We start from the raw sequence: 13,637 nt of genomic DNA on the forward strand, positions 1-13,637 counted from the left end.
AAAGGAAAATGACCCCCTTACCTTTAAAGGATCAATTACTCCCCCTCAATTTTATTATATCATATGAAATTTTTAAATAACAGGCTTATAATTTGCGCTTATTGTGTGTATTATAGGAACAGATATAACTTCATAGAGAATTGCTTCACCTATATCTAGAAAAGAGGAAGGAGAATATGTATGAATTCATATGTGCTTAGCTTTCAGAAAATTGGCAAAACACAGCTTTCCATGGTCGGGGGTAAAGGTGCCAATCTAGGGGAACTATCCAAGGTTGAGGGGATTCTAGTACCGGAAGGTTTTTGTGTTACCACAGAAGCATATAAAATGATAACGGGGAATAATGAGGAACTTAACGGTTTATTAGATGAATTATCACATCTTAGAGTAGAAGATAGGGAAAAAGTTGGTGAAGTTAGCAAGAAAGTTCGCATGGTCATCGAAAGAATAGCTATTTCTAAGGATATAGCAGAAGAGATCATGGGTTATCTCACAAAGTTTGGTGAAAAAAATGCCTATGCAGTACGATCCAGTGCAACTGCAGAGGATTTACCGACGGCCTCCTTTGCAGGCCAGCAGGATACGTATTTGAACATTATTGGAAAGGAGGCAATCCTAAAGCATATCAGCAAGTGCTGGGCATCGCTGTTTACCGAAAGGGCAGTAACTTACCGCCTTCAAAACGGCTTCGATCACCGTAAAGTCCACTTGTCTGTGGTTGTTCAGAAGATGGTCTTTCCGCAGGTGTCAGGAATTTTGTTTACTGCCGATCCCGTCACTTCTAACAGGAAAGTGTTGTCCATTGATGCCAGTTTCGGGCTTGGTGAGACATTGGTCTCCGGCCTGGTGAATGCTGATATTTATAAAGTGCGTAACGGCAAGGTTATGGATAAGAAGATATCCACCAAGAAGTTGGCTATTTATGCCTTAAAAGATGGCGGTACTAAAGAACAGGAGATTGAGCCTGAGCGGCAGAATAGGCAAGTGCTGACAGATGAGCAGATTTTGCAGCTTGAGTGCATGGGCAGAAAGATCGAAGAACATTTTGGCTGTCCCCAGGATATCGAATGGTGTTTGGCTGATGATACATTCTATATTGTCCAGAGTCGGCCAATCACTACTTTATACCCCATCCCTGAAGCAGATGATCAGGAAAATCACGTTTATGTATCTGTTGGTCACCAACAAATGATGACCGATCCCATGAAACCATTGGGATTGTCTTTTTTCCTGTTGACAACTAGTGCACCCATGTGTAAAGCTGGTGGAAGGTTGTTTGTTGATGTTACACATATGCTGGCTTCACCTGATAGCAGAGAAAGTTTATTAAATACCATGGGACAACACGATCCGCTCATGAAAGACGCACTCATGACCATAATAGAGCGAGGAGATTTTATAAAATCGTTACCAAATGATAAGAAAGAACAGAGTACCAGTAAAAGCAATAAAGGTATGTCGTCTTCGGGTTTTCATACACAAATCGAAAACCATCCGACAATCGTTTCCGATTTGATTAAGAGTAGTCAAACATCCATAGAAGAGTTAAGACAAAACATCCAAAAGTCATCAGGATCGGATCTATTTGATTTTATCCTAGAAGATATCCAGCAATTAAAGAAGATTTTATTTGATCCACAAAGCTCGGATGTGATTATGACTGCTATGAATGCTTCGTCATGGATCAATGAAAACATGATGAAGTGGTTAGGTGAAAAAAACGTAGCGGACACGCTTTCTCAATCTGTACCAAACAATATTACTTCGGAAATGGGTCTGGAGCTATTGGATGTCTCAGATGTGATTCGTCCTTATCCGGAAGTAATTGAGTATTTACAGCATGTAAAAGATGATAACTTTTTGGATGAACTGGTTAAGTTTGATGGTGGACAGGAAACCCGAAATGCTGTATATGCTTATCTTAACAAATACGGAATGCGATGTGCCGGAGAAATCGATATTACTAAAACTCGTTGGAGCGAAAAACCAATTACACTTGTCCCTATGATTCTCAGTAACATCAAAAACCTTGAGCCTAATGCCAGCAATCGGAAATTTAAGCAAGGGCGACAGGAAGCTTTGAAAAAAGAGCGAGAATTATTAGATCAATTGAAGCAATTACCGGATGGTGAGCAAAAAGTCAAAGAAACAAAACGAATGATCGATCTAATCCGGAATTTCATCGGTTATCGTGAATATCCCAAATACGGCATTGCCAATCGCTACTTCGTTTATAAGCAGGCTTTGCTGAAAGAAGCCGAACAACTCGTACAAGCGGGCGTTATTCATGAAAAAGAAGATATATACTATCTCACTTTTGAAGAATTTCACGAAATCGTACGCACAAATAAACTGGATTACCAGATCATCAACAAACAAAAAGACGAGTACAAATTATATAAAAAACTAACTCCCCCTCGTGTTATTACCTCTGATGGTGAAATCATTGCAGGTGAGTACAAACGAGAAAATCTCCCAGCGGGCGCTATTGTAGGCCTACCTGTTTCTTCCGGAGTTATAGAGGGACGAGCACGTGTCATCTTAAACATGGAAGACGCTGATCTGGAAGATGGAGATATATTAGTCACCTCCTTTACTGACCCTAGCTGGACACCATTGTTTGTATCCATAAAAGGCCTAGTCACCGAAGTTGGCGGACTGATGACCCATGGAGCAGTTATTGCACGTGAATATGGCTTACCAGCAGTTGTCGGAGTAGAAAATGCTACCAAACTGATAAAAGATGGGCAGCGAATCCGGGTTAATGGAACAGAAGGCTATGTAGAAATCCTATAATGGGGAAGATGTTGCCTTCCTCATTGCATTGAAATTTAAAATAGTATTATTATGAGGAACTTACAAGGGGATGATATCATGAGAGTTTTAATTGCACCCATGTCAGCAATGGCAGAAACAAGAGATTCATTTTCAAGAGCAGCTGATCTATGCCATATTAATATTGATAAAAGATTTGATTTTAGTAAACTTATGCCAGAAGCTATAGCCTACATAAATCATGGAGGCCAAAATAGCATTATGACGGGTCTGATGTATGGGTTCCTCAAATTATATGCCCGAGCAATGGATTCGAAAGGAGATATAATGCAGACTCAATAGTTAATTTAAGAGCAGGAGTTTCATTAGAGGTAAATGATTTTAATAGAACATCTATTTATATAAATAATTCTAAAAAAGCAGGAGAACACCTACTAAGTCTTGGAGGGGTAACCAAGGTAGTGCGAGTTATGGAAAATTTGTTATAACAAACGGTATCCTTATTTTATGTATTAATTGAAACTATATAATGGATATTTATTCCAGAATGTGGTTTGTTTTTATATATAGAGACTGTAAATTTTAATTCCTTTTTTTATTGTGCATTTTATATTCTTATAGACTGGGGTGATAAGCAGGTCTGTGACCACCAAGGGTACATAAAGTACACAAAATGATGGAATATTTTGCTGATAATGTGAAGAAAAATTAAATGATTAGGGCAGATAATTTATCTATATTATAGGGTATAATTATGATAAATAATGATTAAGGGTGTGAGGTTAAATGAGTGCTGAAGAAATAGTAAAGATAGCAATAGAAAAGAAGGCGTATATAATGAATCCGACAATTTATTATTTTTCCGCTACGGGCAATTCGCTGACAATAGCCCGGCAAATTGCAAAGGGACTTGGAAACTGTATAATTAAGTCCATGGCTGTAAGGGTGACGGATGAGCCTGTTGGTGGTCCTGATAATCCGATTGGTTTCGTCTTTCCCGTTTTTTATATCGGGTTACCGAGACTTGTAAAACGCTTTGTACAAAACCTCAATATCGTTAAAGGAACTTATTGCTTTGCATTTATAAATTTCGGTGGAAACGGAGCGGATACTTTGGGGATGCTGGACGATATCTTAAAAGAAAAGGGTGTTTGTCTGTCCTATTCAGCTGGGGTAAAGATGCCGGGGAATTATATCGTGAAGTATCAGGCTTTCGCTCCCGATGTTGTACAAAAACTGATAAAAAATGCAATGGAAAAGGCAGATGAAGCCGCCGAAGCAGTTGCTGGTGGCAAGCTGCAGCCGGTTAGAAGAAAGGCCAGGCTTCTTAGTAAGATAGCCAATTGCAGTTATTTATACAAAGGTATCTCCGAATGGGACAAAAAATTTGAGGTGAGCGAAAAGTGTAGTGGCTGCGGTCTGTGCGCCAGAGTATGCCCTGTAAACAATATAAAAATGGAAGATCGGAATCCGGTTTGGCAGCATCATTGTGAGCGGTGTCTTGCCTGTATTCAGTGGTGCCCATATGAAGCAATAGAGTATGGCAGAAAAACAATCGGGCGCAGAAGATATCACAATCCAAATGTTAAGGTTGAGGATATTATAAAAGGATCGACATGTAAAAATATTTAACCGCAGTACTGATTCCCATGGCACATAATAGATAATTATATTGTGTTTTATTTTGTAAATGAACATGTGCATTCTTTACGGTCCCAGTAATTTTAAGAATGTTTTATGCTGTGTTTTGTCTCCCCATATACTATAATATTTGTGAAAATGCGGTTAGGAATAATCCGATATAAGATTATTTGAAATTTAGGTAATGTTGACTATTGGGGAACTGGAGATTTGCAAATTGCAATAAAAAATACTAAGGATTTCGGAAGGGCTAAGGAATGTATTCATAAGGCTTATGAGGAAAATTAACAGTGTTAATTATTTTTAGTATTAGGAGGTAAATTGATGTTTCAGTTTAATAACAATATTTTAGTTATTGGGACAGGGTATGTAGGTTTGGTCAGCGGTGCATGTCTTTCAGAATTTGGTATGAATGTCATATGCATGGATAATGATTTAGACAAGATAGAAAAGTTGAAAAGTGGAGAAATGCCTATATATGAACCGGGGCTTTATGATATAGTAAAGAAAAATATGAATCAAGGTAGGTTGAGTTTCACAAGTGACTTGAAATATGCCGTTGAAAACTCGAGGGTTATATTTATTGCAGTTGGTACCCCTCCGCTGGAAGACGGCTCAGCAGATCTGCAGTATGTGCTTGATGCAGCTTGCGAAGTGGCGGAATATATGAATGAATATAAAATCATTGTAGATAAGAGTACAGTTCCTGTAGGAACGGGACAAAAGGTAAAAGCAAAGGTAAGGGATGTATTGAATGCAAGGAATGTAAATTATGACTTTGATATAGTATCCAATCCAGAATTTTTAAGAGAGGGAGCTGCTGTAAAAGATTTTACACATCCGGATAGGGTCGTTGTGGGGGTTGAAAGCAAAAAAGCTGAGGAGATAATGAAGCAAATATATAAAGTATTGTATATTATAAGTGTGCCTTTTGTTATAACTAATTTGGAAACTGCAGAGTTGATAAAGTATGCTTCTAATGCTTTTCTTGCGACTAAAATTTCTTTTATAAATGAAATGGCAAATATATGCGAGGAAGTTGGAGCTGATGTTCACAAACTGGCCCAGGATATGGGGGAAGCTGTTTTCCAAAAGACACTAAAGCATTAGTGCACATAGCAAAAGAAGCTGGCGTGAGGTCTGAAATTACAGAGACTGTTATAAAAGTAAATGACGCCCAAAAGGAAAGAATGATTAGCAAGATAAAGAATAGATTTAACAATGATTTACATGGGAAAAAGATAGCACTTTGGGGATTGTCATTCAAGCCGGAAACAGATGATTTAAGAGAATCACCGGCTCTTTACATAGGTAAAAGGTTGATTGAAGAAGGGGCAGAAGTTAATGTATATGATCCAATAGCTATGGGTAACTGTCAGAAATTTTATTCTGAAATTCAATTTAATTATTGCAAGAATGAATATGAAGCTTGTAAAAATGCGGAGGCAGTTGTCTTAGCTACCGAATGGAATCAATTTAGAAGCATGAATTTAAATAAAATTAAAAGTAATATGAAAGGTGCCTTGTTTCTGGATTTTAGGAATGTATATGAACTACAGGAAATGAAAAAGATTGGCTTTGATTATGAAGGAGTTGGCAGAAAATGAAAAACATATTGGTTACAGGCGGTTCGGGATTTATAGGTTCCAATTTGTGTGATAGGTTGTTGAGTTTAGGATACAAACTGATAAATATAGATAATTTTAATGATTATTATGCTTCTGAAATAAAGGAAAAAAACATTGAGATGGCATTGAAAAATGATAACTATACACTATATAGAGGTGACATACTTGACAAGGATTTGATAAATAGAATATTTGCTGAAAATGATATAGAACTGGTCATACACCTGGCTGCCATGGCAGGTGTCCGGAATTCCCTGAAAGATCCTCTTGAATATGTGGATATAGATATTAAAGGCACTGTAAATTTACTTCAAATATGTGCTGAAAGAGGAGTAAAAAAATTTATTGAAGCCTCTTCTTCATCTGTATACGGGGTTAATTCAAAACTTCCCTTTTCAGAGAATGACAGTGTAGATCTTCAGATTTCACCTTATGCTGCTGCAAAAAGAGCTGCGGAATTGTTTTGTTCAACCTATACAAGATTATATGGAATAAGTACGGCCTGCTTGAGATTCTTTACCGTTTACGGGCCAAGGCAGAGGCCGGAAATGGCAATACATATATTCACAAAAAATATAGATGAAGGCAAACCGATAAATATGTTTGGTGATGGTTCGAGTGAAAGGGATTACACTTATATAGACGACATAGTGGATGGAATAACTTCTTTGATAGACAGAAATTTTGAATTTGAAATATTTAATCTTGGTAACAGTGAAACCATCTCTCTTTATGATTTAATAAAAATCATAGAGAATGTTGTAGGTAAAAAGGCCATTATCAATAGAATGGATATACAAAAAGGTGATGCACCCGTTACTTATGCGGATATAAGCAAGGCAAAAAAATTCATTGGATATAATCCAAAGTTAATATAAGACAGGGTATTGAAAAATTTTATGAGTGGTATTGCAATGAAGTAAAAAACGAATAGTTTTTTACAACCATCCGTTTTTTTGCAAATATAACGCTGAGCAATTTACTGCTTACCTTTAATAGACCTTTGTTGCAATTTTGGTTCCGCCTGATTTTATAATATAATTAAGCACTGATAACACCATTCTTTTTATTAAGTAAAATATCATTATAGGTATCCATAAGTCTGCTAAAAACCTTATTCCAGGATCTTTTCAGTCCAGTATCTCTGGCATTTGTCCTTAACGTGTTTCTCAAGTTTTCATCTTCAATTAACTCTACCATTAAACCAATTAGCTCATTGACATTCCTTGCTTTGAACTTAAGGCCATTAATTCTGTGGTCAATAATATTTTTAACTCCCCCTGCGTCAGCACCTATAACAGGGATACCAGAGGCCATAGCCTCAAGTACTACATTTCCAAAGGTCTCTGTTGAAGAAGGAAACACAAATATGTCACTGGATGCATAAATTTGTGCTAATTCTTTTCCTTTCTTAAATCCCGTAAATATAGTATCTTTGGGAAAATTATTTTTACATTTATCCAGGTATGGACCTTCTCCTGTTATAATAAGAACTATCTTGTCTCTATATTTATTGTAGACTTGTCTGTAAGCATCAATTAAAATATCTAAGTCCTTCTCGGGTGAAACCCTGCCTACATATAAAAATACCAATTTATTATTGATACCAAGCTGTCTTCTTAGATCCTCACTCCTCAATTCAGGATTAAACTTTTTAGAATCTATGCCTCTTGAAAAAATATCTGTATTTGCTATTCCTTCCTTTTTAAGATACAATTTTATTTCTTCCGACGGACATAATGTCAAATTATTTTGATTGTGAAACCATCTCATATAAGCCCATATGGAATTATTTAAAAAGTCTAAATTATAATAATTTAAATACTGACAAAAATTAGTTGTATAATTAGATACAGTAGGTATCCCATGTTTTTTCCCATACTTTAATCCGGTCATTCCCATGTTGAATTCGGTCATGAGCTGTATTATATCTGGCTTAAAACTAGATAGTGAGGCATTTACTTTGAAAGTGTTAGGAAAAGCTATTCTGCATTCCGGATAGAGAAAAAATTTTATACTAAAAAATCTTTGAACATTATAACTTTCGTTTTTCTCTATATCGTTATCAGGTGCAAATATTAAATATTCAATATTATTTGCTTCATAATATTCTATAAGTTTATTTAAAGTGTTGGTAACTCCATTTATCTGGGGTAAAAAAGTATCTGTAAAAATAGCTACTTTCACATTATCCCTCCTATATCCCCTGTTAGATTATAATTTTTTGAATTTCCAAATTTGCTTATATTTAAATAAAGTATATCTCTTAAAATGACCTCCTCTGCCTAACGTATTTCTTTGCACATTAAAATAATTGATGATACATCCTTTTGTGGCAAACTGTTATTATCAATTAATTTTGACCTGCCTTATATAAGAGGAATTTACAATATAATAATATCTCTTATAGATATTTTTTGATTGCATATTTATGTTAAGTTTATGATAAATATTATGAATTTGAGTTAATATTGGGATTACTTAGTGTAGCTGTCTTTTAATTATGACAGACTGTTGTCAGGTTAAAGGTGATATAATGGCAGTATATCAGAAATGGCTGGGGGAACTTTTTATGAAGGCAATTGGCATGGTGGATGACCATATAAGAACATGCCCTTACCATTCCACAAATAGATAATCTGTTTAAGATTTTAAGAAAAAAAGATGCTGTACTTGAAAAGCTGTGCATGGAAAAAGAAAAGTTGAATTACTACGCAAGTACGGATGTTAAGACAGGGGCATTAAATAGAAGATCAGGTTTGAAATTGCAGAAGACGATCTTTCTATATAATGTAAATAAAGTATAGCAATGAGGAGGTGATATCCTATGCTGGACAAAGCAATTCTAATAGCTGCAAAGGCCCATGAAGGTCAAGTTGATAAAGGTGGACAGCCTTATATACTGCACCTCCTGCGGGTGATGTTTTCAAGAAAAAGTGAAGCTGAGAGAATATGTGCAGTACTCCACGATGTAATAGAAGACACTGATATCTCCCTGGACTATTTAAAAGCCCAGGGATTTTCTGAGGAAGTACTATCTGCACTGGATGTCCTGACGAGGCGAAAGGGCGAAACCTATGATGAATACATAAGCAGAGTTATAGAAAATAAAACAGCCTGCCATGTAAAATTGTGTGATTTATGCGACAATATGGATTTGTCAAGAATAGCAAATCCTTCAGATGCAGATCATAAGAGGATGAAAAAATACCGCAAAGCCGCAGATAGAATATCTGATGCTCTTGACGAGAATGAAGATGGAGAATTTGTCAACACCAAGGAAATCGAAATAGATGGCTGCGTATCAGTACCGGAAAACTGTTCAGAGGATGAATTCTGGGATAAATTTATAGATTTCATTGAGAGAAATTACTGGTCATTTTTCGGCGGCATAAATGAAATCAAGTGATTCTTGAGCATATGGAAAGGAGAAAGTATATGGCTAATTATAGGACACAAATACAAGTTGACGGTGGAACTATGGAAACACTTCAGGATATTTTACCCCAGGGTAATGAATTGAACATATTGTTTGTAGGTAAAGTACCTACACCTTTCAGTGTTAAAGAAGGACATTATTTTCAGGGCAGGCAGGGTAAGATGTTCTGGAATAAACTTCAAAAATATGATATTTTACACATACCATCAGGAAGCAAGGAGGATGAACAGCTGTTAAACTATGGATATGGAATTGTGGATATTACAAAAATTCCAAAAAAATATGGGGTGGAGCCTTCGGCAGATGAGTATAGGAAGGGAGCTGAAAAGATATCCAGTATCATTGGGTTATACAAGCCTAAGGTAATTGTCTTTATTTATAAAAGGGTGTTAGATAGGCTGTTGGATTGTGCCTTCAATATGAATACAATATCTCAGTATGGTTTTAATAGAAATTTAGAACGTGTACTTGGATCAAAAATCTTTGTATTTCCAATGCCGGGAACTCCCTGTAAAAAAGACGATGCAGACAAGTATATGATGCAGCTTAAAAAGCTGATTTCTGGCGATTAGTCCTTTTGCAATTTAATGAAAAAACTATTTTGAGAATAGGAAATGGGTTTGCCATGAATCGTTTAATCACAGTGAGAGGTACAGGTAATACAGTGTTAGGCCGGATTTAATTGTTATTACAATGAACCTTGAATCACAGCATTGTAATTATGATAAGACAATGGAACTTGCTGCTATTGCAAAAACACAAATAAATCCACAGCTGAATGTACAGTTTTCTGTTAAGGACAAGACTGTTGCTAGTCAGAAACTTTTGATAAATGTAGTTGAAAATGCAAAACTCAAAGCGAAAACTTTAGCAAAGGCATCAGGGGTTATTCTTGGAGACTTGATTAGCATTGATTACAATTAGAGTGAACTGTGTTTTTATTCTCAAACAAGATATGAGGATGGGATTATATGCAAGATCTATTGATAGCAATATTCTATGATGTGGATAATTATTGTATAGGACTTGAAAATTACTGCAAAAGCCATTTTCTAACCGATAACTCTGACAGTGAATTTATGATGATTAAAAGCAAAACTTTATAATTAAGTGAAGTTATGACAATTACAATATATTTTCACTTATCAGGTTATAGAACCTTTAAAAGCTATTATAAAGAACATGCTTCTACTCTCCTTAAACCTTATTTTCCTAGGCTTGTGAGTTACAATAGATTTAATGAAGAATATTAATGAAATTTGAAATTAGTTTTCATTTTTGCTATTGAGCTTTTATTGAGACTATGTGGATATACTTTATTATAATAACAAGGTATGGTATAATTATTTACTAAAAAAGGGTGGTCATATTATGTTTAGAATACTGATTGCAGAAGATAATGCGGAGCTTAGACATTTGTTTAGCCGTGTTCTGAGCAGAAATGGGTATGAGCCGTTGGAGGCGGTTGACGGTGCGCAGGCGCTGGAAATTCTTGATCATGAAACCGTTGATTTAATTATCTCTGATATTATGATGCCAAAAGTAGACGGTTTTGAGCTGACAGCTTTGCTTCGGGAGGCTGGATATACACTTCCGATATTGATGATTACAGCTGCGGGTTCTTTTAATGATATTAAAAAAGGTTTTTCGTCCGGTACCGATGATTATATGGTAAAACCGGTCAATGTAGAGGAAATGGTAATCAGAGTAGGTGCTTTGCTGCGCCGTGCTCAGATGATTAATGACAGAAAGCAAACCATTGGAGGGACCGTTTTGGATTATGATGCCATGACTGTAACCTTTGACGCCACGAGCTTTACACTTCCTCAGAAGGAATTTCAGCTTTTATATAAACTGCTCTCTGATCTCGGGCATATTTTTACCCGCCAACAGCTAATGGATGATATATGGGGTATTGATAGCTATACCGATCCACATACTGTGGAAGTCCATATCGGCCGGCTGCGGGATAAACTTCGGGACAATCGGGATTTTGAAATCGTGACTATGCGTGGAGTCGGATATAAGGCGGTGAAGCGTAAGTGAAGAAAAGACCTTTAAAATCCATGAGGCTATATTTTTCAATTATGGTCGTTTCCGTTGTTATAATAACAATTATTCTTGCAGGTCTGATAACTTTTTTCTTTGACCGGATGAAAATAACATGGCTGAGCAATCTGAATCCAATGCTGCAGATAGCCTTATATTGTACATTTTTAGGAATTTTGATTGCTGCCATATTTAATAAAAGCATTATTACCCCTATAAAGAAACTGAGTAATGCATCCCGTGAGGTTGCCAAGGGTGATTTTACAGTTAACCCTGATTGTAAATCAAATCTGAATGAGATGAAAGAGTTGTTTGAGAATTTTAGAATTATGGTTGCTGAACTGGGTGCTACAGAAACTCTTCGCAACGACTTTGTATCTAATGTTTCCCATGAGATTAAAACACCAATCAATGCAATTGAGGGCTATGCCACTTTGCTGCAGGACAAAAATCAAGCTGAAGCAGAAAAAGATGAATATGTATCAAAAATTATCTATAATACAAAACGACTGTCCAACCTGGTGGGAAACATTCTGATGCTTTCCAAAGTGGAGAGTCAGAATATTCCCTTAAAAAAAAACCTGTATGCACTTGATGAGCAAATCAGACAATCTATTGTCTCCTTGGAATCTAAATGGCTGGAAAAGGAGATTGAATTTGATGTGGAGCTTAACAGTATCAAATATACAGGGTTGGAAATGTTAATGTACCATGTATGGTCTAACCTGCTGGACAATGCAATTAAATTCACACCCAGACAAGGGCTCATTTCTATTAAATTAAAAGATAGCGGCAATCAGGTAGTCTGTTCGATCTCGGATACTGGTACAGGTATGACTGAAGAAATCAAAGCGCATATATTTGATAAATTCTATCAGGGTGATACCTCTCACCAGTCCGAAGGGAATGGGCTTGGGCTGGCACTAGTAAAGCAGATTGTGGATATTAGTAAGGGGGCCATAGAAGTGACTAGTACAGTTGGCAAAGGTTCGAGATTTACAATTACGTTGCCTAATCCTTCATCAAATAACATTTTGTGATGAAACCTCAACAAAGCTCAACAAAAGCTGAAGTCGTGTTAAGGTTTTGTTGATTAAGGAGTTTTATTCTGTAGATAACAAATTTGCATCTTTTATTGCACAAAGTAGATCCAACTATGCCAGCGGTCAAAGGCAAAGATTTACCATCGCCCGCACGATATACAGAACTCCGGAAATGTTTATTTTTGTGGCTTCTCTATTAAAAGCTATTATTTAGAAAGGTATTGTATTATGAAATTAGATAAAAGTATGGTATCCGGAGCGGATAGGATGTAAAAGAAGAAAATAACAAGGTATGTGAAATCTGTTGAGCTTCAGTTGAAAAAGATTTGATATTAATTATTTATGGATATATATAACGTTTGATGGAAGAAATAGATAACAAAACATATGATATTTTTTATCATGTAAGTAATGGAGGAGCGATTTGCACCACTTCGGCGGTTAATCTTCTTGAATATAAATCGTTTTTTGAGCAGTTTGTAAATAAGTATGATGCAGTAATCCATATAAATATCGGCAGCGGATTTTCAAGTTGTTAGTAGAATGCCTGTATAGCGGTACAAGAGTTTGAGAATGTTTTTGTTGTAGATTCTAAGAATTGTCAACCGGCCAAGGGCATGTTGTTATTGAAGCGGCAATAAAAGCTGCCGAAGACTATCCTACCGACTGTATATTGGAATGTCTGGCTTACATGACAAAAGGCGGCCGATGCTCAGCTGTTATGGCATTGGGTGTCAATCTATTGAAGCTTAAACCCTGTATTGGAGTGGAAAATGGGAAAATGCGAGTTGGAAAAAAATACCGTGGTACGTTAAAAAGGTGCCTGATGCAATATGTTGATGATAAGCTGCAAAATTCAAACAAAATTGTCTCCCGAAGGGTTTTTATTACGCATACAACTATAAATCTGGAAATAGCAGATGCCGTTAAAGATGCTGTCAGTCAAAAGGCAATTTTTGATAAGGTATATGAAACAAATGCAGGATATACTGTTTCAAGCCATTGCGGTCAGAATACATTAGGCGTCTTGTTCATTGAAAAATAAAGGAATTCTATAAGTCA

General features: G+C 36.2%; 15 protein-coding genes and 2 pseudogenes. 16 read left to right on the top strand and 1 reads right to left on the bottom strand.

Annotated elements, in window-relative coordinates; all coding sequences use genetic code 11:
* Window positions 1–180: 180 nt before the first annotated feature.
* The 6 genes and pseudogenes from ppsA to AB3K27_RS02565 all read left to right on the top strand — a co-directional run bounded on the left by ppsA (window position 181) and on the right by AB3K27_RS02565 (window position 6,922).
* Entirely contained in the window at window positions 181–2,796 is a 2,616-nt protein-coding gene (ppsA, locus tag AB3K27_RS02540) for a phosphoenolpyruvate synthase (RefSeq protein ID WP_368489686.1), read from the top strand.
* Between the two features lie 78 nt (window positions 2,797–2,874).
* Window positions 2,875–3,117, top strand: a complete 243-nt coding sequence (locus AB3K27_RS02545) for a hypothetical protein (protein WP_368489687.1) — start codon at window positions 2,875–2,877, stop codon at window positions 3,115–3,117.
* A 444-nt stretch (window positions 3,118–3,561) separates the two neighbouring features.
* Window positions 3,562–4,407 carry an EFR1 family ferrodoxin gene (locus AB3K27_RS02550; RefSeq protein ID WP_368489688.1) on the top strand — a complete coding sequence of 282 codons (846 nt, stop codon included), beginning with the start codon at window positions 3,562–3,564 and terminating at the stop codon, window positions 4,405–4,407.
* A gap of 333 nt (window positions 4,408–4,740) precedes the next feature.
* A pseudogene (locus AB3K27_RS02555) lies at window positions 4,741–5,531 on the top strand (UDP-glucose/GDP-mannose dehydrogenase family protein); the annotation flags it as partial.
* Window positions 5,532–5,606: 75 nt separating this feature from the next.
* Entirely contained in the window at window positions 5,607–6,023 is a 417-nt protein-coding gene (locus AB3K27_RS02560) for a UDP binding domain-containing protein (protein WP_368491152.1), read from the top strand.
* The gene (locus AB3K27_RS02565; RefSeq protein ID WP_368489689.1) at window positions 6,020–6,922 is read left to right on the top strand and encodes an SDR family NAD(P)-dependent oxidoreductase; all 903 of its coding nucleotides are present in this window, start codon (window positions 6,020–6,022) and stop codon (window positions 6,920–6,922) included. Before AB3K27_RS02560 ends, AB3K27_RS02565 begins: the two co-directional genes overlap by 4 nt.
* A 163-nt stretch (window positions 6,923–7,085) precedes the next feature.
* Here the strand turns inward: AB3K27_RS02565 and AB3K27_RS02570 are convergent, their stop codons facing one another.
* Window positions 7,086–8,231, bottom strand: coding sequence for a glycosyltransferase family 4 protein (locus AB3K27_RS02570; protein ID WP_368489690.1), 1,146 nt, complete (start codon window positions 8,229–8,231; stop codon window positions 7,086–7,088).
* A gap of 316 nt (window positions 8,232–8,547) precedes the next feature.
* On the opposite strand from AB3K27_RS02570, the gene AB3K27_RS02575 reads away from it, so the two are divergent.
* The 10 genes and pseudogenes from AB3K27_RS02575 (at window position 8,548) to AB3K27_RS02620 (ending at window position 13,620) form a co-directional block, all read left to right on the top strand.
* Window positions 8,548–8,682, top strand: coding sequence for a hypothetical protein (locus AB3K27_RS02575; protein ID WP_368489691.1), 135 nt, complete (start codon window positions 8,548–8,550; stop codon window positions 8,680–8,682).
* A 189-nt stretch (window positions 8,683–8,871) separates the two neighbouring features.
* Window positions 8,872–9,291, top strand: a pseudogene (locus AB3K27_RS02580) (GTP pyrophosphokinase); the annotation flags it as partial.
* Between the two features lie 191 nt (window positions 9,292–9,482).
* Complete coding sequence (locus AB3K27_RS02585; protein WP_368489692.1) at window positions 9,483–10,055, top strand: uracil-DNA glycosylase family protein; 573 nt, start codon at window positions 9,483–9,485, stop codon at window positions 10,053–10,055.
* Between the two features lie 121 nt (window positions 10,056–10,176).
* A complete protein-coding gene (locus tag AB3K27_RS02590; protein ID WP_368489693.1) occupies window positions 10,177–10,407 on the top strand; it encodes an SIMPL domain-containing protein in 231 nt (76 codons plus the stop codon).
* Between the two features lie 47 nt (window positions 10,408–10,454).
* Window positions 10,455–10,589 (top strand): hypothetical protein, encoded by a 135-nt coding sequence (locus AB3K27_RS02595; protein ID WP_368489694.1) that lies wholly within the window; start codon window positions 10,455–10,457, stop codon window positions 10,587–10,589.
* 265 nt (window positions 10,590–10,854) lie between these two features.
* Window positions 10,855–11,529, top strand: a complete 675-nt coding sequence (locus AB3K27_RS02600) for a response regulator transcription factor (protein ID WP_368489695.1) — start codon at window positions 10,855–10,857, stop codon at window positions 11,527–11,529.
* Window positions 11,526–12,572 (top strand): ATP-binding protein, encoded by a 1,047-nt coding sequence (locus AB3K27_RS02605; protein WP_368489696.1) that lies wholly within the window; start codon window positions 11,526–11,528, stop codon window positions 12,570–12,572. The genes AB3K27_RS02600 and AB3K27_RS02605 overlap by 4 nt, the downstream gene beginning before the upstream one ends.
* A 49-nt stretch (window positions 12,573–12,621) precedes the next feature.
* Window positions 12,622–12,789: a hypothetical protein gene (locus AB3K27_RS02610; RefSeq protein ID WP_368489697.1), complete on the top strand. Its 168-nt coding sequence runs from the start codon at window positions 12,622–12,624 to the stop codon at window positions 12,787–12,789.
* Between the two features lie 148 nt (window positions 12,790–12,937).
* Window positions 12,938–13,114: a DegV family protein gene (locus tag AB3K27_RS02615; protein ID WP_368491153.1), complete on the top strand. Its 177-nt coding sequence runs from the start codon at window positions 12,938–12,940 to the stop codon at window positions 13,112–13,114.
* Window positions 13,115–13,173: 59 nt separating this feature from the next.
* Window positions 13,174–13,620 (top strand): DegV family protein, encoded by a 447-nt coding sequence (locus tag AB3K27_RS02620; RefSeq protein WP_368489698.1) that lies wholly within the window; start codon window positions 13,174–13,176, stop codon window positions 13,618–13,620.
* The last annotated feature ends 17 nt before the right edge of the window (window positions 13,621–13,637 follow it).

This window comes from Clostridium sp. BJN0013 (assembly GCF_040939125.1).
Taxonomy (GTDB): Bacteria; Bacillota; Clostridia; order Clostridiales; family Clostridiaceae; genus Clostridium_B.